Annotated in this window: 20 protein-coding genes; 18 read left to right on the forward strand and 2 right to left on the reverse strand. The window is 36.3% G+C overall.

Features of this window, described 5'->3' with window-relative positions:
- Nucleotides 1-216 precede the first annotated feature (216 nt).
- From M3627_RS15625 to M3627_RS15665, 9 genes are all read left to right on the forward strand, one after another.
- Entirely contained in the window at nucleotides 217-1,320 is a 1,104-nt protein-coding gene (locus tag M3627_RS15625; protein WP_251556463.1) for a TolB family protein, read from the forward strand.
- Between the two features lie 274 nt (nucleotides 1,321-1,594).
- Nucleotides 1,595-2,446: a DegV family protein gene (locus tag M3627_RS15630; protein ID WP_251556464.1), complete on the forward strand. Its 852-nt coding sequence runs from the start codon at nucleotides 1,595-1,597 to the stop codon at nucleotides 2,444-2,446.
- Between the two features lie 397 nt (nucleotides 2,447-2,843).
- The gene (locus M3627_RS15635; RefSeq protein ID WP_251556465.1) at nucleotides 2,844-4,772 is read left to right on the forward strand and encodes a sigma-70 family RNA polymerase sigma factor; all 1,929 of its coding nucleotides are present in this window, start codon (nucleotides 2,844-2,846) and stop codon (nucleotides 4,770-4,772) included.
- A gap of 321 nt (nucleotides 4,773-5,093) precedes the next feature.
- Entirely contained in the window at nucleotides 5,094-6,083 is a 990-nt protein-coding gene (locus M3627_RS15640) for a TAXI family TRAP transporter solute-binding subunit (protein WP_251556466.1), read from the forward strand.
- 70 nt (nucleotides 6,084-6,153) lie between these two features.
- Nucleotides 6,154-6,540: a DUF1850 domain-containing protein gene (locus tag M3627_RS15645; RefSeq protein ID WP_251556467.1), complete on the forward strand. Its 387-nt coding sequence runs from the start codon at nucleotides 6,154-6,156 to the stop codon at nucleotides 6,538-6,540.
- On the forward strand, nucleotides 6,537-8,552 hold the full coding sequence (locus tag M3627_RS15650) for a TRAP transporter permease (protein WP_251556468.1): 2,016 nt from the start codon (nucleotides 6,537-6,539) through the stop codon (nucleotides 8,550-8,552). Before M3627_RS15645 ends, M3627_RS15650 begins: the two co-directional genes overlap by 4 nt.
- A 229-nt stretch (nucleotides 8,553-8,781) precedes the next feature.
- On the forward strand, nucleotides 8,782-9,159 hold the full coding sequence (locus M3627_RS15655) for an SET domain-containing protein (RefSeq protein WP_251556469.1): 378 nt from the start codon (nucleotides 8,782-8,784) through the stop codon (nucleotides 9,157-9,159).
- Between the two features lie 121 nt (nucleotides 9,160-9,280).
- Nucleotides 9,281-10,633: an SMI1/KNR4 family protein gene (locus tag M3627_RS15660; RefSeq protein WP_251556470.1), complete on the forward strand. Its 1,353-nt coding sequence runs from the start codon at nucleotides 9,281-9,283 to the stop codon at nucleotides 10,631-10,633.
- Between the two features lie 182 nt (nucleotides 10,634-10,815).
- On the forward strand, nucleotides 10,816-13,194 hold the full coding sequence (locus M3627_RS15665) for a polyprenyl synthetase family protein (protein ID WP_251556471.1): 2,379 nt from the start codon (nucleotides 10,816-10,818) through the stop codon (nucleotides 13,192-13,194).
- 102 nt (nucleotides 13,195-13,296) lie between these two features.
- Here M3627_RS15665 and M3627_RS15670 read toward each other — a convergent pair whose 3' ends face one another.
- Nucleotides 13,297-13,854 (reverse strand): STM3941 family protein, encoded by a 558-nt coding sequence (locus tag M3627_RS15670; RefSeq protein ID WP_169360405.1) that lies wholly within the window; start codon nucleotides 13,852-13,854, stop codon nucleotides 13,297-13,299.
- Between the two features lie 156 nt (nucleotides 13,855-14,010).
- Here M3627_RS15670 and M3627_RS15675 point away from each other — a divergent pair, with 156 nt between their 5' ends.
- The 6 genes from M3627_RS15675 (at nucleotide 14,011) to M3627_RS15700 (ending at nucleotide 18,391) form a co-directional block, all read left to right on the forward strand.
- Nucleotides 14,011-14,700: a hypothetical protein gene (locus M3627_RS15675; RefSeq protein WP_169360406.1), complete on the forward strand. Its 690-nt coding sequence runs from the start codon at nucleotides 14,011-14,013 to the stop codon at nucleotides 14,698-14,700.
- Between the two features lie 101 nt (nucleotides 14,701-14,801).
- On the forward strand, nucleotides 14,802-15,587 hold the full coding sequence (locus M3627_RS15680) for an SDR family oxidoreductase (RefSeq protein ID WP_169360407.1): 786 nt from the start codon (nucleotides 14,802-14,804) through the stop codon (nucleotides 15,585-15,587).
- Between the two features lie 146 nt (nucleotides 15,588-15,733).
- On the forward strand, nucleotides 15,734-16,264 hold the full coding sequence (locus M3627_RS15685; RefSeq protein ID WP_169360408.1) for an SF0329 family protein: 531 nt from the start codon (nucleotides 15,734-15,736) through the stop codon (nucleotides 16,262-16,264).
- A gap of 151 nt (nucleotides 16,265-16,415) precedes the next feature.
- Nucleotides 16,416-16,955, forward strand: a complete 540-nt coding sequence (locus tag M3627_RS15690) for a nucleoside/nucleotide kinase family protein (RefSeq protein ID WP_169360409.1) — start codon at nucleotides 16,416-16,418, stop codon at nucleotides 16,953-16,955.
- A gap of 191 nt (nucleotides 16,956-17,146) precedes the next feature.
- Nucleotides 17,147-17,827: a YwaF family protein gene (locus M3627_RS15695; RefSeq protein ID WP_251556474.1), complete on the forward strand. Its 681-nt coding sequence runs from the start codon at nucleotides 17,147-17,149 to the stop codon at nucleotides 17,825-17,827.
- 96 nt (nucleotides 17,828-17,923) lie between these two features.
- Nucleotides 17,924-18,391: a hypothetical protein gene (locus M3627_RS15700; protein WP_251556475.1), complete on the forward strand. Its 468-nt coding sequence runs from the start codon at nucleotides 17,924-17,926 to the stop codon at nucleotides 18,389-18,391.
- An 86-nt stretch (nucleotides 18,392-18,477) separates the two neighbouring features.
- Here the strand turns inward: M3627_RS15700 and M3627_RS15705 are convergent, their stop codons facing one another.
- Complete coding sequence (locus tag M3627_RS15705) at nucleotides 18,478-19,440, reverse strand: alpha/beta fold hydrolase (protein ID WP_251556476.1); 963 nt, start codon at nucleotides 19,438-19,440, stop codon at nucleotides 18,478-18,480.
- Nucleotides 19,441-19,645: 205 nt separating this feature from the next.
- Between M3627_RS15705 and M3627_RS15710 the strand changes: the two genes are divergently transcribed.
- The 3 genes from M3627_RS15710 to rbsD are packed head-to-tail and all read left to right on the forward strand — an operon-like array spanning nucleotide 19,646 to nucleotide 21,896.
- Nucleotides 19,646-20,629, forward strand: a complete 984-nt coding sequence (locus tag M3627_RS15710; protein WP_251556477.1) for a LacI family DNA-binding transcriptional regulator — start codon at nucleotides 19,646-19,648, stop codon at nucleotides 20,627-20,629.
- On the forward strand, nucleotides 20,626-21,510 hold the full coding sequence (gene rbsK / locus M3627_RS15715) for a ribokinase (RefSeq protein ID WP_251556478.1): 885 nt from the start codon (nucleotides 20,626-20,628) through the stop codon (nucleotides 21,508-21,510). The genes M3627_RS15710 and rbsK overlap by 4 nt, the downstream gene beginning before the upstream one ends.
- Entirely contained in the window at nucleotides 21,507-21,896 is a 390-nt protein-coding gene (gene rbsD, locus M3627_RS15720; RefSeq protein ID WP_251556479.1) for a D-ribose pyranase, read from the forward strand. Before rbsK ends, rbsD begins: the two co-directional genes overlap by 4 nt.
- The last annotated feature ends 12 nt before the right edge of the window (nucleotides 21,897-21,908 follow it).

Genomic DNA, 21,908 nt, shown 5'->3' on the forward strand with positions numbered 1-21,908 from the left:
GACAGTTGAAGGGTCGTCTTTTTTGGTTTAGAGAAAAGTTGGGCGGAGAATGTAAAATTGACACTTCTTATTGATTACCATATAATGTCAAAAAAGGTTGCTAAAATGGCAGTTTACAGCAAGTTTGTTTATTGTGTAAAGTTACATTATTTTAATGAGTCATTTGTAGATAGTGAATGGTTGTTGCATAGGATAATAGTTAAGGAGATGATTCAAATGAAAAAATTAATACTTTTCACTATCACGCTCTTATTAGTCGTATTAACTCTTTATGCTTGCAGTGACGAACAGGAGGAAAACAAAACAGACTTAGAAGAGCCAGGGAACGGTGTTCTAGATAGTGAAAACGAAAGCAACGAAAACGAAGTAGACCCAATTTCCATTGGAAAAATTGAAAATTATGAGGGAATGGAAATTACCGACTGGATCGATGAGCATACTGTTGTTCTTGCAAAAGAAAACCAGGAATTTGAAAAAATGAGTTTGTTAGAAAATGCAGAGTTCTATCCTAGAAGTATATACGTGTACAATTTGGATACTAAAGAATTTAAAACAATTAAAGCTCAAAAAGATATGTTTCTCGGTGGGGCAACTTTGTCTCCGGATAAAAAACACCTCTTATATTATGAAAACTCTATTGGAGATATCGCCTATTATATGATGAGTTTAGGGGAAGGGGAGAAAACGCTTGTTACCGAGGATATTATTGGTAGTGTCTATACCGCTGAGTGGACTGACGAGAACCACGTAATCGGTGCTTCCTATGCGGGTGGTGCAGTTATGGCTGATACGGAGGGGAATGTAACTCCGATTGCCGAGCTTCAGGAGGAGCAGTTGTTTAATGTTCATAAAATGCAAGAAAAAATCTACTATATAACAACAGAAAACCCTTCCTTTCAAGTATATAAGATGGATTGGAACACCAAAGAAAAAAAGAAACTTCCATTGGAAAATGCAGAAAGAATCACACTATCTCCGGATGGAAAGCAATTACTTGTTACGCAGACAACAGGGAATACGAAAAGGTTAATAATAGCAGATACCGATGGAAATATACAAAGTATAATTGCAGAAGGTTCTGATGTGACAGGTGCTTCCTGGTCTCCGAATCAGCAAATGATTGTATATCAGTCAAGCTCTATCATAAACGGTGAAGAAAAAAGTGGATTACACCTATATGAAGTAACATCTGATGAATCCATACAAATTGTTCAAGACATTGGAAATGTGAAAACCAAATGGAGTCCTTCAGGCAAAAAAATTTCCGTTGTTGAATTGGATGGAAAAATTTATAACAGCAGTATCATTTCTATTGATTAGTGCTGTTTTTACTTTAATAGAATAAAAGCTTATGATACAAAAAAGCAGATCGTCTAGAAGTGCTAAAATGCATATCTAGACGATCTGCTTTTATCTTTATGAACAAAAGGGTACAGGTTAGTATCATAGATGAATTTTAGACAAAATAGATTGAAATATTGTCTAAAATCTTCTGATTATTTAACTGTATAATTTACCCTTTTAGTGTATATTTAGGTTAAGTGAAAATTAATAAGTACGCTGTAAGGACTACTTTAGTTGAAAGGAATGTATTATGAGAAAAATTATCTTATCGACAGAAAGTGGAGCGGATCTACCGGAGGACCTGGTGGAAAAATATCAAATTCAAGTGGTACCGATGCATGTCGTCATGGATGGGAAAGATTATTTGGATGGGGAGCTGCCTGTAGAGGATGTCTTCGATTATCATAGTCGCACAAAAAAAATTCCATCTACAACAGCAACGAATGTACATGAGTATCAAGAGTTGTTTACAAAAATTAGAACAAACTTTCCTGAGAGTATCATTATTCATATTGGATATACGTCAAAAGCATCAGCGTCCTTTCAAAGTGCACTAATTGCAGCAGAGGATTTTGAAAACCTTTACCTGGTCGATACGTTAAATGTCACAGGTGGTCTAGGCGCAGTTGTGTTGTATGCGGCCGCCTTACTGGAGGAAGAACCTAACATAGATCATGTTAGCCTCATAGAAAAAATAGAAACCGTGGTTCCAAAAACAAAGCTGGCTTTCATCCCAGGTAGTTTAGACTTTCTAAGATCAGGTGGACGGGTAAGTAACATGGCTTACATTGGAGGGTCTTTGCTAAAAATTAAGCCATGCATTGAATTAAAAGAAGGAAAGCTTGTTTCAACTAGAAAATACCGTGGGAATATGAGTAAAGTGGCGGAAAAGCTCATAGAAGATTATTTGAACCAATACGATATTGATCGACAGCAGCTATACCTGATTTACTCTATCGGACTCGATGAAAGTATTAAGAGTCGAATAGATAAAATAGCCAAGGAAGCAGGCTTTAAAAATATAACATGGATGCAGGCCGGCGCCATGATTTCTACCCATGCTGGACCTGGAGGATTTGGAATTGCAGGGATTGAAAATTAGAAAGCATAGAATAGATTTTTTCGAATTCCTTTAGTATTTCACGATTTACACTTAGCTATATTTGGTTTTTACCATTATCATGAACGAATCCTTTTTAAAGGGGTTCGTTTTTTTTTAGCTTTGTTAAAGTTATTGGTTGGTCTTGACTAACATTACTTTTTTATAGGGACTGTAAATATAAACAAAGTAACTTTTTAATGGCTATTAAGAACGTAAATAGATGATGAAATTGAGTTGGGTTGTTGCACCATAAACCAACCCTCCTTTAACATGGCTTTTTTTTATTAATATCTCATAGTCCTTAAGATAATATAGAATGAAATATTTATGAAAAATTATTTAAGTGAAACCTTTAGCTTAAAATATTACTCTAAATATACAGAGGGAGGAAGAAAAGATGGACCAACTTATAAAGGAAGCAATAAATGGTGATTCTGAAGCCTTTGCACAATTGTTAAAACTAGAAAGACCTCGTCTACTAGCGAAGGCGTATACATATACAGGAAATAGAGAAGATGCGGAGGATTTGGTACAAGAAACGTTTATTAAAGCATTTCATTCGCTTCACCAGCTTAATCAACCGAATTACTTCTCCACATGGCTCTTTAAAATTCTTATTCATGAGAGTTATGCCTATTTAAGTAAGCGTAAGCGAACTTTAGCAATTGAAGTGAAGAAGATGGAACAAGAAAAGGTTACAAATTCAGAGTACTCTTCCTTTGAAGCTTTGTATGAAGCATTAGCTACTTTGAAATATGAGTACCGAACGGCTATTGTTTTATATTATTTCTATCATTTTTCCATCGCAGAGATTAGTAGTATGCTCGTTAAACCGGTTAATACTATAAAGATTCATTTATATCGTGGGAGGCATTTATTAAAACAAAATCTACAACAGTCAAGCCATCTGCCATACAAAAAAGAGGGGTTGGAAAAATTGTTAAAAGAAGAGCTATCAAAATTAGCGATTACCTTTGTAGATATTCCGCAACATTTAGATTTACAAATAGAAGATTATCAAGAGGATAGAGCTTATTACTTATGGACTGGGGAGGAGATGGAAGAAGGCGTGGGTGTAACGTTGGATGTAAACGGCAAATTATTAGCCTTGGCGATTAATCCAACAAAGAGAGCTGCTAGAGTGACTATACAGGAACAACAGCTAATGGCAGAACAATTTTTAATAGCACAGTATAAAGAAGCGTTAAATTATTTATCGCTTTTGGAAGTAACAGAAAAGGAAGACCGAACAGCATTTGTATTCGCACAATATGTTCATGGTTATCCTTTGCAAAAGCACCAAACCTTCATTGAGGTAAGCCATAACGGAGAAATTATCACATTCTATTATAAGGGATATACAACGACACCCCCTGACTACCCATCTAATATAATCAAAAAGAGTAATATTATAAATCGGTATGTTAAATTAGGAGATTGGCAATTAAAGCTTTGTTATCTTTCTGAGGACATGTATGACATTGAGAAAGCAGGTATATACCAAATATATGAAAATAATTCTTTGCTACATACATTCAATGCCAGTACTGGTGACGTGGATTTTCCAGAAGAGAAGGATCAAGACGACAACCAAATAGTTCCTTTCCCAAATATGCAACCAGGTAAAAAACAAACTACCATAAGAAGAATTATTGGTATTCCTGATACAATGAACCTTCAACGGAAATTGGAAAAAGGTAATGATATATGGGAAGTCTGGCAAGATGAAGCTAGTGAGAAATTTCAAGATACATCCTTAGATTCGTATTTACATAATATGACAGAAAATACTGTGAAGTTCAAATATGATAAAGAAACAAAGGAGCTTAAGGAATTTGTTTGGTTTAAGGAGCGTACAGGTGCCTTACAACTTGACTATGAACAATGTAAGCAAATTGCTTGTCAATTTATCGTTACTTATTTTGAATCATTTATTCCTTACTTATCTTACAAACTGAAAGAACCTTCGTTTAATGAAGCAAACCGAGCAATCTTCGAATTCCCTATTCATAATGGAAACGGAATGAGAATCGAAGCAGAGCAGATTTCCATAATAGTAAATAGAACAACGGGATTAATAGAAGCATGTACAACCCCTCTGGTAACAATAGAAGAGTTAAAAGACTTTATTAAAAAGCCTGTTATAACAACTAACTTGCTACATAAATCTTTTGACCAGATAGATGCTTGTCTTAAATGGACAGTCCATTATGATTCGGACCAGCCATATGAGACCCTTCAATATAAACTACGTAGTAAAGAAAAGAAGCAAGTAATTGCGGGTATTGAGGCGACTACAGGAAGACTAATTTGCTATAAAAGGTAGCTGTAAATACATTATAAAAATGAAAAGGGCTTAGAAGTAGAATTATACTTCTAGCCCTTTGCTGCTTTTCTAATATTTTTTAGTCAAAATTGTAGGCAGTCAGCTCAGAAAGCAGTTGTTTAGGATTAGAATATTACTCTAAATAAGCAACAATAGGATATCTTTATTTTCTCACTTCAATTCCGCCAATTTTCGTGGAGCTTTACAATATCAGGTGCATAGAACTTAAGGTTTAATAATTGTATATTTAGATTTGTCAGTAAAAAGCTTTATTTCGCAATTTTTGTAATATATAATTATCTTATAAGGGGGAGTTAATAAATGATTTCTAAGAAAAAACTATCGTTTTTTTCAAGTTTGTTATTTGCTGGGGTTCTTTTAGCAGGGTGTGGGGATGACACAGAAAATGGTGGTAGTGCAGGGGAAAGTTCATCAGAGGATGGATTGTCTACTAACATCGTAACAATCGCAACTGGCGGAGCATCAGGTCCGTATAATATTATTGGTACAACATTGGCTGACATCTATACACAGGAGTATGATGTCAATTCTCGTACTCAAACGACAGGGTCTTCTGTAGAAAACTTAAATTTAATGGCACAAGGGAAAATAGAAATGGCCTATGTTATGAGTGATGCTTTATCACAGGCAATCAATGGTGAAGTTAGCTTTAAAGAGCCAATTGAAGGCGTTTCCACAATGGCTACACTGTATCCCAACGTCGTACAAATTATAGCTAAAGCAGATGCTGGGATTGAAACAATTGAAGACTTAAAAGGGAAGCGTGTAGCAGTAGGGGATCAAAACTCTGGTGTAGAGGTAAATGCACGTACTCTCTTAAATGGTCATGGCATTACGTATGATGATATTAAAGTAGATTACCTAGGCTATGCCGAAGCGGCAGATGGTTTAAATGCAGGTACAATTGACGCTGCGTTTTTAACAAGTGGTATTCCAAACGCATCTGTTATGGAATTAGCTGAAACTACTGATATTGTTTTAGTGACAGTTAGTCCAGAAAAAGTAGAAGAAATTGCAAAAGAACATCCATATTTCATCTCTTATGAAATCGCTGCCAATGTATATAGCAATACAGAGCCTGTATTTACAGCTGCCGTACCGAATGCATTAGTTGTAAAAAGTGATTTAAGTGAAGATGATGTATATAAATTAACAAAAACTTTTTTCGAAAGTTTACCTAAGCTAGTAAACTCTCACCAAGCTGCTGGAGATATATCACTTGAAGGTGCACAAGAAGGTATAATCGGTGATCTTCACCCAGGAGCAAAACGTTATTACGATGAGCAATAAAAAATTGTTCGGGAGTATAGGGATTTTACTTATACTCCTGGCAATTTTTTTCATTCGTTTTCCTGTTTTAGTGTTTGAATTTTCCGACCGAATTGTATATGCCAAGACTACACAATTCGATTTAGGGTGGATTCATTCCGTAGAAAAAGAAGAATGGATAGAGCACTACGAAATAGATCAAGAACAATTACTATTAGAGAGCACGAAGTTTAAAACCTTTGGTGCAGGAGTTCCCTCTATTGCTGAAGACGTAGAGTTAGTGGACGGCTATGTAAAGATGAAAATCAATCAACCTTACAAAGAGTTAAATCTCACTATTTCAGAACATGTGGATAGTACGATTTATCTTGATGATAAGGAAATTAAAATCTATGACTATGGTGAGACGTATGACACAGTCTTAATTTCAGTTAAGAAAATCTTCATATGGCAGTACTTAGGAGGGGAATTTTTATGAGTGTAACTAGCACAAAGCAACCTATCGTAGAAGAAATATCAAATGAAGAAATACAGAAGGTGCTTGAAAAATATGATAGTGATGCGAAAGTCAGGAAATTTAATAACAAGAGCATCGTATTTTTAATCAGCTTTATGGGTGTTATGTTTTCTTTACTACATATATATGCGACTTTTAATCCAATACCAACATTAATTATGCGAAGTATCCATTTAATGTTTGCATTAGGATTAGTATTTTTAATTTATCCGACATTCAAGAATCAAGATCGCACTAAAATTCCTATTTATGATTGGGTTTTCTTTGCACTGAGCCTATCGTCATTTATTTATCTGTTCGTAGAGTACGACAATATTATGACAACACGCGGCGGAATACCAAATACAATGGATATTGCGATGTCAATTTTAACCGTCTTACTAGTACTAGAAGGTGCTAGACGAGTGACAGGTTTAATATTACCGATATTAGCACTCATATTTTTAGCCTATCCCTTCTTTAGCCATGCAGAGTTTTTGCCGCGTATTATGATGACACGTGAGTTTGACTTTGGGGATATTTTTGGTCAGATTTATACAAAAACAGAGGGGCTATTTTCTACCGCAATTGGTGCATCTGTACAATATATCTTCTTGTTTATTTTATTTGGCGCGTTCCTCGGAAAGTCAGGGATGGGACAGTTTTTCAATGATTTGTCGCTAGCACTTGCGGGTCATCGACAAGGTGGTCCAGCAAAAGTGGCAGTTATTTCAAGTGCATTCATGGGAAGTATTAACGGTTCTGCCGTAGCAAATGTAGTAGGAACTGGTGCATTTACAATTCCCCTGATGAAAAAGATCGGTTACGAGAAAAACTTTGCGGGTGCAGTTGAGGCTAGCTCGTCCATCGGTGGACAGATTTTACCTCCAGTAATGGGCGCGAGTGCGTTTATCATGGCTGAAACAACAGGTATATCGTACGGTACAATCGCATTAGCTGCAGCTATTCCTGCACTATTATTCTTTTTAGGCTCTTTAGCACAGGTTCACTTTCGAGCTGGGCGTTCAAACTTAAAGGGTATTCCAAAGCCGGACCTTCCACGTATGAAAGAGGTATTAAAAGAAGGCGGTCATTTAATGATTCCGCTCGTAGCCTTAGTGTGGATGCTTGGTTCAGGCGTTCCTGTAGCAAATACAGCATTTTACACAATTTTAATAACGATTGCGGTATCTTGGTTAAGAAAAAGTACGCGTATGGGCATAAAGGATATTATTACTGCTCTTGAAGAAGGTACACGACAGGCGCTTTCCACAATTGTAGCATGTGGTGTTGTAGGGATTATCATAGCTGTAGTGAACTTAACAAGCTTTGGATCAACTTTAACAGCGGCGATTACTCAATTAGGTGCAGGTTCCTTATTCATAACGTTATTCTTAACAATGATTGCATCAATTATTTTAGGGATGGGATTACCATCTATTCCAGCATATATTATTACGGCAACAATGGCTGCGCCAGCTTTGGCTGAATTTGGCTTGCCAATATTAGTAGCGCATTTATTTGTTTTCTACTATGGTATTTTCGCAAACATTACACCACCTGTTGCATTAGCTTCATTTGCAGCTGCTGGATTGTCTGGCGGGAACGCAATGCGCACGAGCTTTATTTCTGTACGGCTAGCGATTGCAGGCTTTATCGTACCGTTCCTCTTTGCTTATCAGCCAGCACTATTAATGGTTGATACATCAAATCTTGCAGCAAATGCAGTAGACTTCCCGATGGCCTCTATCGGCACAATTATGCTAGTATCCTTTACAGCTATTGTTGGCATATTAGGTCTAAGTGCTGCTATGGAAGGATATTTTACTACGAATTTAAATGTTATAGAACGTCTCATTTTAGGTGCAGCCTCATTAGGCATGATTATTCCAGAGACATATTCAACGGTAATTGGGACAATTATTGTAGCGGGAATATTCATTATAAATTACTTTAGAAATAAGAAAGAGGCTAACACGGTCATAGTAAATTAAAGATAGGCTAGGTTAAAGGTAAAAGTTGATTTTAAATAAACATCAAAATGAGCTAGGATATTTTCTCCTGGCTCATTTTACTTTGATATTGTATAAAAAGAAATGATGAAATTGATTCATGGATTGGCTTACAATTAATCCCGATTATTTAATTGACTAATATAAGAGCCAGATACGGTTTTTAATGTTATCCTTAATAAGTAAATTTTAACGTGAATAGGAGAACTACATGATTGAAGTAAAAAAGTCTGAAGTAAGTGATGGCGAATTTAACAGAGGATTATTTGCAACTAGAGATATTAAAAAAGGTGAGCTTTTACATGAAGCCCCGGTCATTTCTTATCCAAACGAGCAACATAAGTATATAGAAAAAACTACACTAGGTGATTATGCCTTTGAATACGGTATTGGAAGATCTGCTATCCTGCTTGGCTATGGAATGCTTTTTAATCATTCATACGAGCCAAATGCTACCTACGAGATTAATTTTAAAAACGAGACATTCGATTTTTATGCGTATACAGACATAAAAGCTGGAGAAGAGATTTTCATTAATTATAATGGTGACGAGGATGACCAAGAAGAGCTTTGGTTTAATAAAGAATAATTACAAGAATATATTATTTAAACGGCTCACTTAGCTTTTGCTAGGTGGGTTTTTTCATTTTTAGGATAAATGCAGTTTAATGGTAAAATAAGGATTAATAGGATAAGAGGAGGGATAGGCAGTGGGAGAACAATTTTTTTCAAGAGTAGAAAGCTATATACCGAATTTGGAGAAATACTTAAACAAAGGGGCAACCGAAGAAGAGATTCATCGGTTGGAGCTAGAAACAGGTTACATATTTCCAGAAGCTTTTAAGTCGATCTATTCCGTTCATAACGGAGAAAAAAAGCTTGGATTCATGTTTGGCTTAACCTGGCATTCCATCGGAGAGATGTTATCGGAATGGAAAGGGTACAAAACCTATTACGAGGAGTCCGTTATAGATGTCATTTCCTTTGAAAAAGGTGCAATCCAAGAAGCAGCCTTTCATCCTGGATGGATACCTATTGCCTACGATTACGGGGGAAATTATCTGGCTATGGACTTTGCACCAGGGGTGAATGGAACAGTCGGGCAGATTATCAATTTTGGTCGAGATGAGAGGCAAATGTATGTGATTAGTGACAGCTTTGAGGAATTACTAGAGCTCCTCATTCAACAATTTGAGGTTGGGAACTGTTCTTTAATAGAGGAAGAAGACGGTCCCTATGTCATATGGGGAGATTATGGTCACTTTTTTGATGATTTAAAGAAACGGCCATATAAAGGATCTATGGGAGGGGAAGAGGATACTCTTGAACTAGACGAAAGCTGGACAACTTTTCTTACTGCAAAGCTTGGCATCCCATCTATCAAAGAACGCGATTTAGGTAATATCACTACACTAAGGTTATTTCCTTCGAATATCACTGATCTCAGACCGCTTGCATATTTTCCAAACGTTAGAGAGTTGATTGCCAGTACTCTAGAGATTATAGACTTTACACCGATTGCTCAATTACAAAATTTAAAAAGTCTCTATCTAGCGAAAACTCCTCTAAGTGATTTAGGGTTCCTGAGAAAGCTTCAGGAGCTAAAGCAACTATCTATTGGTAATACAAAGGTTACGGATATTTCTGTTTTAGCAGAGTTACCTTTACTACAAGAGCTTTCTTTAGAAAATTTGACGATAGACGATTTGTCTCCATTGACCTTTTGTAAAAAGCTAAGTCACCTCAATCTGTCTGGGATAAAAACGAAAAGCATAGAGGAGATAAATGGGGTTAGGAATTTACGATCTCTTGATATAACTAAAGTAGAATTGAACAATTTAGACTTTCTAAAGGGGATGACAAAGATTGAGGATTTAAGGATTGAAGTAATGGACGATTACTCTGCCTTAAAGGGACTTCCGAATCTGCAATCCCTAACCTGTTCGTATGATGCTTTCCTAGCAACAAAGGATTTATTCGAGAAAAGAATTAATTATACAATCATGGGAGAGATGAACGAGGAACAAGAGGATATTTACTCTCATTATGCTCTTGGAAGGTAAGCTTATGATTAGTCAGAAGGTCGCTACTCTAGGAGGTAGCTGCCTTCTTATTTTTATCCATTTAAAATTAGGCATTTGGGGTTAACCTTAAGAATAAATTGTAAGTAACTAGATGAAAACTGAGAATGAAATATAGGTTATAATTACTAGGAAATCATAAAAAAAGTAAATGAAGGTGACAGATGAATATTCAATTAAACTCAATAATAAATGCTGATGAATGCTATAGGCAAGCCAATCAGAAAGCCGCCCAATATTTTGATGAGCTTCACATACAGGTTAAGGAAAAAACCTATCTCCCCCTTTTAACGGAAGATATAAGGATTTGGAAATCTAATCATGTTAATAATCCTATCCTTTCCCTTTTTACAAAAACAAAAGGAAATGCTGATACGAAGGATTTTAACCATTACATACAGTATTTAAATTACAGAGGTAAGCTAGACAGTTACTTAAATCGAAGCATTTCATACATTTTTCTCCGTGATTTAGGAAAATCCCTTGATTCTCATGAAACTCAAGACAGGATTTCGGATGTAGTAAGTAGCTTAAAGGATAAGCTGACGAATTCAAGCGGGGAAGACAAGGAAGCACAAGCGTTTAATGTCGTCGAATTATACCGTATGGCTAAAAAGGAAAATGTAGAGTTAACGTATATTTGGTTAATAAACAAGCTAAAGCAAGTATCCAAACATATCCCCAAAGGAATGGATGCAGAACACGCACAGCGAAAACTTGTTAAAATTATAGCAGGGGTTATCATGCAAGAAATTGAAGAGATGGACAGCGATGTATCTCCTGAAGAGCGTTCTAAGAGGCTCGATAAGGCAATAAGACTGGGTTATTCCTATGGATTGACCTATCCATTTATTGATGATTTGCTAGATGCCAAAATACTTTCGAACGAAGAGGAAAAACAATATGCCAATTTAATAAGAACAACACTCACTACGGGTATTGTGCCTGTACTTGGAGAGTGGCTTGGCGAAAATGCAGAGTTGATAACTTATATACACCAAGAGCTTGGAGAGGCTTTTCAGTATATTGAGCAAAATCAGCGACCTGAGACAAGGAAAAAATTCTTTGAGCAAGCGTATGTGTTTTTTCATTCGCAGGAAGTGGATCGTGATAAGAGTTTAATGGATTCGAGCTATACTAATCAGGAGCTTTACATACCAGTTATATTAAAAGCCTCCTCATCAAGGCTAATTGTTCGTTCAGTCCTTAGTACTTCAGACAATCAAGAGATGGATAACCGTACATTTTTTTATGGTATTTATAATCAGCTCTCAGATGATTTCGCTGATATGTTCGAAGATATGAAGGACGGAGCAGTGACTCCTTATACGTATTATTTAAAGTATCATAAAGAACGTCCAGACCTGATTAACCCTTTTGAATTGTATTGGGCTGTTATTAGTAATTTAATTCATAATGTCTATCATTCCGACGAACAAACACGAGAAGTAATATTAGATCGAGCTATTAATGGACTTAAACGGTTAAAGAAGCGGGTAGGCAAAAGTAAATACAAAGAAATTATGGATCTCTTTCGTTTCGGGACACCAGGTTTTAATAAGCTCCTACAAAAGATGGTTCGAAAAGCAGATGATGTCGACTTCTTTGATAAATTACTAAGAGATCATATGATTACAGTATTAAAGAGTGAAAGTAAAGAAAGAGAGGATTTCTCTAATACGATAAAAATTGTTCGTAATGAAATTAACGAGACATTGTCTATTACTTCTTCTAACAATACCGATTTCGAAGACTCTATAACTGAAGCGACCAATTACAGCTTAGAAGGAGATGGTAAAAGGCTAAGACCGATCGTAGCATGGTTTATGGGAGTGAAGATTTACAAGTTAGATGAAGCATCTATTGCTCCACTACTAAAATCATTGGAATATCTTCATACTGCTTCTCTTATATTTGACGATTTACCAGCTCAGGATAATGCTCCAATAAGACGCGGACGCTCTACTCTTCATGAAGTTTATAACGTAGCTGTTGCGGAGTTGACAGGTCTTTTCCTCACTCAAAAAGCTATTGAGGAGCAAACTAACTTAAAACAATTTGATGCAAATACTGTGCTACAGATGATTCAATATTCTTCCCACACAATAGCTGAAATGTGTAAAGGTCAGGCGATGGACTTGGACTCTAAAAATAGAACACTTACGAGGGAGCAGTTAAATACCTTAAGCTTTTATAAGACAGGAATAGGATTTGAAGCCGCCTTGGTAATGCCTGCAATTTTGGCCAAAGCAAATGAAGAAGAGATTGCTGCTCTAAAGAAATTTGCTCGTTATGCTGGCATCGCCTTTCAGATTAAGGATGACCTGCTCGATGTGGAAGGGGATGCAGAGATACTCGGTAAAGGGCTAGGTAGAGATGCAGAAAACAATAGCACGACGTTCGTTTCTATTATGGGTCAGGAGGGTGCCACTATAGAAATGTGGGATAACTACTGTCTAGCTATGGATGCTCTTCAAAATGTTTCTATAGATACAACCTTCTTAAAACACTTTTTAAACTATCTTATCAATCGCGAACATTAGAATTGCTGTACAATGTCTAAATATTTATAAAGCAAAATGAAAGGCATCCCTAGAAAATCAAAGGATGCCTTTTAATTTTATTCATGAAAAACATATGCTTTACTAAATGCTAATTTCCTCAGTAACTATGGAAGATTTTCTTAAATATTCATCGAAATAAATGCTCATCTCATGTAGGATTTCTTCCCTAGAAATTCCTTTTGCTGCTTGTGTATTGATGTTAATATGACCAGCACCTAGTTTTATATTAGCCTTGATCGCCGTCCTCTTCATGGCTGGTAGAGATTTTATAAACTCATCACCATCGAATAAAAAGACAGTTATAAATACTTGTCCTTGTATCGTGTATGTACCTAATTCCTGGACACGCTCCCATCCGATAAAATCCTTACTAGCAATTGCCGAGGAATAATCATAAAACCCCTTTTCATTCACAACAAGTATTTTCTTTCCAACAATGAAATCTTTAATTATATACAAAAGACAGAAACCGAAAAATAGTATTCCTAATATACCAATAGCGATAAAAATAATGTTCCTTGAATCTTGGTTCCCAATTCCCGTCAGGAAGACTAGTAAACTAGCTGCAACCATGACTAATGCAAGAAAAACAAACTTTAATTGTTTTCCTTTACTTTGATAAACTACAAGCTCCTTCATCGTGATATCCCCTTTGCGAAAAATATTTATTCCTTAATTTTACATAAATTGTATCACTTTGTCTCTTTGTAACATTAACTATGAGATTAGAAGTATAAATTGATAATCTATCGAATAAAGTCTATATAAGAAGTTTAAAAATAAGGGGCAGTGCATATGAAAATTTTCGTAATTTATCTACTTAGCGCTATTTATTTTTTCCTGACTTTTTCAATGGATCATATGCGATCGATAGGTTTATATTTAATTATTTCAGTTGCCTTGTTTTTCTGGGGGACTTGGGAATGGAAGAGGAGAAATGAAGAGATTAATGAAGTGAATAGAAGAATCACAGAAGAGATTCTAGACGAAATTCCACATACTCAGAAACTAGTGTCACCAAATAATCTCAATGCTTTACTCATAAATGAGGTCACGGAAATTCTCTATATAGCTAGTAGAGACGAGCTAGGAAGTGATTTTGAAATAAAAGATATATCTTTTAATAAAGTATTAGAGGCAGCCTTAATAGAAGACGGAAAAACGATTTCCGTATTCCCTAAAGAGGGGATACTTAGTAGTCCTATTAAGTTAGAGGATAAGGAGGAAAATGAAGAACTAGAAGAAGAGTATGAGGAAGAAGACGAGGAAGAGGAGCTAGAATTCAATCTTTGCTTTAAAATCGTCACGGATGATTTATCGCAGCCGATTCACTACTTTACCTACTTGGAAGATTATAAAGAGGAGTACAAGGAATATGAGGAATACGAAGAGGCTAAGGGAGTTTGTAATGAATGGCATCAAAAGCTAAGCATTATTATTAGACGTTATCAGTATGACCGAGTGATGGTGAATAAATGGAGTTAAGAGGAATTGGTTCAGGTCGGTAGCTGTTATGTATATATGTTTTAGTTAGTCTGTAAAGGGAAGAAAAGAAATAGACTACTATTTTGTTAGGAGGAATACAATTGAGTAAAACAATTTTTATCACTGGAGCCGGAAGTGGCCTTGGAAGAGGTACTGCTATAGGACTAGCTAAAAAAGGGCATCGCTTGATTGCAACCACCGAAACGACTTCCCAAAAAACGGATTTACTTAGAGAAGCTAGAGATCTAGGCTTAGATATGGAAATTTTTAAATTAGATATAACTAATGCGAGAGATCGGGCTCAAATGGAAGACTACGACTTTGATATATTTGTAGCAAATGCCGCTATTAATGAAGGTGGACCACTTGCAGAGGTGCCAATGGATCGTTTTCGTGCATTGTTCGAGGTAAATGTGTTTGCTACCTTAGAAACGGCACAAATTGCAGCACGTAAGCTAGTGAAAAAAGGGAGCGGTAAAATTGTTTTCCTTAGCTCAGTAGCAGGTCTATCGGCTACTCCATATGTAGGACCATATACGGCAACTAAGCATACAGTGGAAGCAATTGCGAAAACAATGCAGCAGGAGCTTAAAGAATTCGGTGTACAGGTAGCCACAATCAATCCTGGCCCGTACGATACAGGCTTTAACGATCGAAGTGCAGAGGAAAAATATAAATGGTTTAACGAAGAACAACATTTCACGAAGAAGGAAGACATGAAAGAGCAGGAAGAATCCTTGAAGGATCAATATGACCCAGGGGACATGATTGATAAAATGATTGAGATCATCCCGGCAGATAACCACAAATACCGTACTACATGGCCAAAAGAAATCGAAGAGAAAATGAAAAAAGATGAACAAGAACGCTGGGAACTAGAAGTCTAGTTCCAAAGGAGAGCATCGCTATTAAGCGATGCTCTTTTTTGATAGCTTAATTAAAATTAATTTCATAAGGGAGTACCGTATTTGAAATGTTACACTTAAATTGATGATTGCTGTAAAGAGAAGTCTATAAGATAAAGGGGTATAAAATGTATAGTCCGAAATGGAGTAAAGTAAAAAAACATTTGAAAAGTTTTACTTGTGATTCATTAAAAGATCTAATTGATTTTCACATTATTAATTATCGCAAAGCACATGACCAGTTGGGAAGAGCTGTTATTACAGTCGACAAAAAGGAAATATTAAGTATGTGCACAATTACTGCTGAAAGAACAATGCATATTAAAGAATGGGATATTAGAGAGAAACAAAATATCCAATATGATATTGATAATCGAAAGTTAAATTGGGAAGTTGGATTGCAGGCTCATAATATAATTAAAAAAGAAGGCATCTTAGCACAATATGATTTTTTTGATGCATTGGAAGAGTACTTTAATACACCAATTGAAGTGTCTTTAAAGTCAGCTGATATGATTATAAAAATTCTTGCGGTGATAGATAGACGAGTAGGAAAAAGAACATTGCAGAAACTCAAGGAACCTATCAAAAATGAGCATGAAAGTATTCAATTCTTTTTCAGATTGAGGTGTGATGTCGAAGGTATAAATTTCGATTAACAGTCTCGGTTTATTTGAAACTAGCAAAGAAATTTTTAGAAATAGAATCAAAGGAAAGTGAGTATAGAGATGTGCTTTTTAATTGATTTTTTTCTAAGTATGGTCAATCAACCTCTAGCTTTAATGAAATATGAAATTTTAAGGAGAAAAAATGAATAAAAGAAAAAGACCATTTGTCATATCAATTGCAGCAGTCTCAGGCGGAGGGAAAACTACGGTAGTTAAACAACTAACAAAAGAATTGCATAATTCTAAGGCACTCTTTTTTGATGATTATAATTTAGAAGGACCACATAATTTTGGAGAATGGATAATAAGAGGGGCTAATTATGATGAGTGGGATATAGCCCCTTTGAAAAAGGACTTAATAAATTTAATTGAAGAACCATTAGATTATATTGTGTTAGATTATCCTTTCGCCAAAATGCATACGGCAGGGAGCGTCTATATTGATATGACTGTATTTATAGATACCTCTTTGGATGTTGCAATGGCACGTAGAGTGTTGAGGGATTTTCAGGGGAAATCTGTAGAGGAAATTATAAAAGATATGGAAAATTACATTGCTGGTGGGAGAGCGGGATATCTAGAAATGCTAAAAACGATAATGCCTAATTCTGATTTAGTAGTGGACGGCACATTAAGTGTTGCAGAAATCGTAGCTACCATAAAACAGCACATCAAAAATTAGGAATCGGTCGGTTGTTGCCAATAATCGGTCGGTTTTTCCGCAAAATCGGTCGGTTCCGGCAAATAATCGGTCGGTTCACACGAATAATCGGTCGGTGCCCATAAAATATCAATCCTCACCAAATAGATAAAAGGAAAATCATCCAGCTAACCCGAATAGTATTATAGTAATAAAAACGGGTGGTGAGCTAGTTGGAAGAGCGATTTATCATGCTTTCGGTAGAGCATTGGAGTGCGATAGCTGCATTTATTCTTTTCATACTTATTCTTTTTTTCACAAGGGATCGATGGCTAAAATCGGAGAAAGGACTTCTTCGTGTGGAACGTCTATTTGGATTGTCGTTATTAGGGATGGATATTGTATATCATATTTGGCTCATTCAAACAGACCGATGGGAGCTAAGGAATTCACTGCCTCTTGAACTATGCAGTATTAGCCTTCTACTGACAATCGTTCTACTATGGACGGGTAACCGTTTCGTTTACCAGTTTGTTTTTTATGCAGGCATAGGTGGTGCAATACAAGCCATGATTACTCCTGTATTGGATATGAATTACCCGCACTTTAGATATTTTCATTTTTTTTATACACATGCGGGGATTATACTGACAGCGCTCTACTTTACTTGGGTGAAAGGATATCGACCGACATTTAAGGGAATTCTTGCAACGATGCTTGCTTTAAATATTTTGCTGCCATTTGTTTTTTGGATTAACTCGCTGGTGGACGGAAACTATATGTTTCTACAAAGGAAGCCAACTGGAGGAAGTTTGTTGGATTTCCTTGGGCCATATCCGTTCTATATTCTATCATTAGAGTTTGTTGCATTTATAATATTCATATTTTTATGGTTTCTTTTTAAGAAAAAGTAAATTAAACTTATATCTTGGAAGTTGGAATTTTTAAAATAGGTAGAACCTTTTACTTGTTTTTCCGTCTAATCACTTACCAGGAAAGGATGATTGAATATGAAACAACTACTATCAAATAAAATGTCTATGCTTCTCCTTACGACTTTAGGAGCACTTTTACTGTTAGGTGCTTGTAGCGACGAGCCGAAGGAAGAAGAGGCAAAGGAAGAGAAAAAAGAAATGCTAGCCTACGTAAGAGACTTCGATCTACCAAATAAAAGTCTAATAATTGATGAAGTAGAGTGGATTGAGGAATCCGATACGGATCGTATCAAGGAACTAGGGCTAGATATGGAAAAGGATTTAGCTACAGGATTTATGATTTATGATGAATCACAAAAGGCAGAAAGCTTAAAGCTAGCTGAAGATGCTGAGTTCTATTTGGTTAATCAAGACGATACAGACAAACCAAAGCAAGTAGAGGAAAAGGAATTCGTTTCTTATTTAGCAGTTGTTAAAGGGCCATATGATATAACTTTAGAAGATGGAGTTGTAGTGAAGGTCTCTGAAAAATATACTCCGTAATAAAGAAAACACTTGGTAGCTTGAAATAGCAACCAAGTGTTTTTTGTTTTGTGGGTAAGGGAAGACGCAAGCCTTTCTTATTAAAGCTAATCCATCCTCTTTATAAATCCCCTCACCTCATCACTCATGGTTTCTGATTGAGTCCAATGTAAATAATGATGACCCTCTAAAGGAACAAGCTTACTTAAAGTGCTGTTTTTTAATTGGGCTTCATAAAAGGTAATATTCGATTTACCGTCCTCATTTGTCTTTTCGGTGTCACTCGTAAATATCATGACAGGCAAATCTGGAGGAAAGGTAAGTTTCTTGGTTAACTCCATATTTTCTTGGATAAGGTTGGTTTCATTAATGACATTTCGGTTATATCCACTCCAGGATGAAATAAGCTTAGTCATTTTTAAGTTCTCTTTAGAATATGTATTTTCCCCTGCTATAGGTAAAAAACTATCAGGGGTAATGTACATAGCCAATCGCGCCAACCCACTAGGAGCAATAATGCTTAAAGCCTTTGGCATGGAGGGAGCGTCTTCTTCAAAGTACTCAAGAGCCTGGGGCAAGGTTGGATCAATACCGATAATTGCTTTTATCTCTTCAGGGTACTTGTTCGCATAAAACATGCTATAAACACCGGAAATAGAATGTGGCATGAGAATATATGGTTCTTGAATATCTAACTGTAATATAGCAGTCCTTATTTCCTCTGTGATGTTTTCCACGCTACGCTTTTTATCAGTTTTCTCACTCCAGCCGTATCCAAATGGTTCTACAACAATAACTCTATTGTCTACTGATAGTTCTTTAACTAGTGGCTCGAAGTCAAGGGCAGGGGCAGCAGTCCCGAGTCCTGTTAATAAAACAATGGTGTTATCTCCTTTTCCTTTTTCATATACATGCATTTCTTTTCCATCTACCTCAACGTGCTGACCGATTGCTTCATATTTGTTTTTTTCATATAAAGACATTAACTGATGACCAACAAACCATAGAACAAATAGAGCAAGCACTCCTAAAACAATACGTTTAGTAATCTTCCATATTTTAAAAATCATTGGTTACACCCTTTAGTTTTATTTTGTATTCAATGAATATTACGAATAATAGGTCTTTAAGTTCCTTAAAGGCTAGAAAATGCGCTGTTATACAACAAAATTCTGAGGAAGGGAAAGTGTAGTACAATTTTTTATTGACAGTTTGAAAACTCCTTGTTATATTGTGTGTAACCGGTTACACATTTAGAGGGGAAGAGGAAAACGGATGGCAAACATTAGAGACGTAGCAAAAGAAGCTGGTGTTTCCGTTGCTTCTGTATCCCGTTATTTAAATAGAAAAGGGTATATCAGTGAAGATACAAAGCTCAAGATTAAAAGAGCAATCGATAAATTAGAATATATACCAAACCAAGTAGCAAGATCTCTAACGACAAAACAAACAAACTTTATAGGGTTAATCGTTCCTGATATTATGAATCCATTCTTTCCAGAGCTTGCTCGAGCAGTGGAGGATATCGCATTATCCTATGGATACACAGTAGTTTTGTGTAATTCAGATGAAAAATCTGAAAAAGAAATACATTATATAGATACTTTAAAGCAAAAATATGTAGCAGGGTTTATCGTAACGACTAACCAGCTACGTGCAAGCCACTATGAAGATTTAAAAGTACCGCTTGTGGCGTTAGATCGCATGATACATGAATCTATTCCGACCGTTTCTTCTAATAATATTGACGGAGCGTGTATGGGTACCGACTACTTGTTAGAAAAAGGCTGTCAAAATATCGTATTTATGCGAGGTCCTAAAGGTCTCGGTCCTGCTGATGATCGACTCACTGGATTTCTCAAGGCTGTCAAAGGAAAAAAAGTACAAACTCATATTATCGAAAGTCCCTTTCACTTTGAAGAATCAGAGAAGATTGCAAGGGATTTCTTAACAAATATCAAAGGTGTAGATGGCATATTTGCAAGCACGGATGTTTCTGCTGCCGGTGCTTTGAAGGCTGCACATTCATTAGGCATTAGCGTTCCTGATCAGCTACAAATTATGGGGTTTGATGGAATTTCACTTGGAGGAATGTTGACTCCAGGACTGACAACGGTAGCCCAAGACATTTACAAAATGGGTGCTTTGGCAACCCGCATACTTATTAAAATTATTGAAGAAATTGAAATAGAAGAAAGAGTAATTCAAGTACCTGTAGAGCTAGTGGAACGAGGAACGACAAGGAGTGGACACCGATGATTACAGTTATAGGCAGCATGAATATGGACATTGTAGTACAAACAGACAACTTTCCTGTCCAAGGAGAAACGGTTTTAGGACAACTCTTTACGACTATTCCCGGAGGCAAAGGAGCAAACCAGGCTGTTGCTGCAGCACGCTTAGGAAGCAATGTACATATGCTTGCTAGCGTTGGAACAGATAGCTTTGGAAGAGAATTATTAGAGGACCTGAAAGCAAATGGAGTAAATACCGATTCGGTTATGCAAACAGAGGAGGCTGCAACTGGAATCGCTAATATTTTATTATCCGAGGGCGATAACAGAATTATCGTCGTCCCTGGAGCAAACTATTTGTTAACTGAGGCAAACATCAAAAGGATGAAAGAAACTATTCAGCAAAGCAAGTTTGTGATCATGCAGCTAGAAATTCCAATTCCTGTAGTGAAATATACGCTAGAGCTTTGCCGAGAGTTAAACGTCCCTGTTTTGCTTAATCCTGCGCCAGCTAGTGGATTTCAGCTAGAGTTTATGGACTATGTTGCTTATCTAACACCAAATGAAACAGAGTGCGAGTTAATATTTGGTGAAGATATGGAAGGAACATTGGAAAAGTATCCAAACAAGCTAATTGTTACATTAGGCAGTGAAGGTGCTAGATATTTTGATGGGACGAAACATATACTCGTACCCGGATTTAAAACAACTGCAGTAGATACGACGGGTGCAGGTGATACATTTAACGGAGCACTCGCTCACGCACTTGGACAAAGTTTAAGTTTAGAAGAAGCGGTTCGTTACGCAAATGCATCTGCCTCTTTGTCTGTAGAAAAATTTGGTGCTCAAGGCGGTATGCCAAGCCATACGGAAGTAGTAAAAAGATTAGAGGGTGTTAGCAATTGAAAAAACATGGCATATTAAATCGTGATTTAGCTGGAATTTTTGCAAAGCTAGGGCATACCGATCAAATTACAATAAGCGATTGTGGATTACCAATTCCTGATGGCGTTACGTGCATCGATTTATCTTATATCCTTGGGAAACCATCATTCGATGAAATTTTAGCAATTGTGTTAGACGATTTAGTAGTGGAAAAGGCTTATGTTGCTGCTGAGATGAAGACCGCTAATGCAAAAATGCACTATGTAGTGAATAAATCCATTGAACAAATTTCTGAAGTCTCACATGAAGAATTTAAAGCAATGACTAGACAATCTAAAGTTATTATAAGGACTGGTGAGGCTAGTCCTTATGCAAATATAATCTTACAAGCTGGTGTCATATTTTAAAGGTGGTGGAAG

Source organism: Psychrobacillus sp. MER TA 171, from assembly GCF_023713305.1.
Taxonomy (GTDB): Bacteria; Bacillota; Bacilli; order Bacillales_A; family Planococcaceae; genus Psychrobacillus.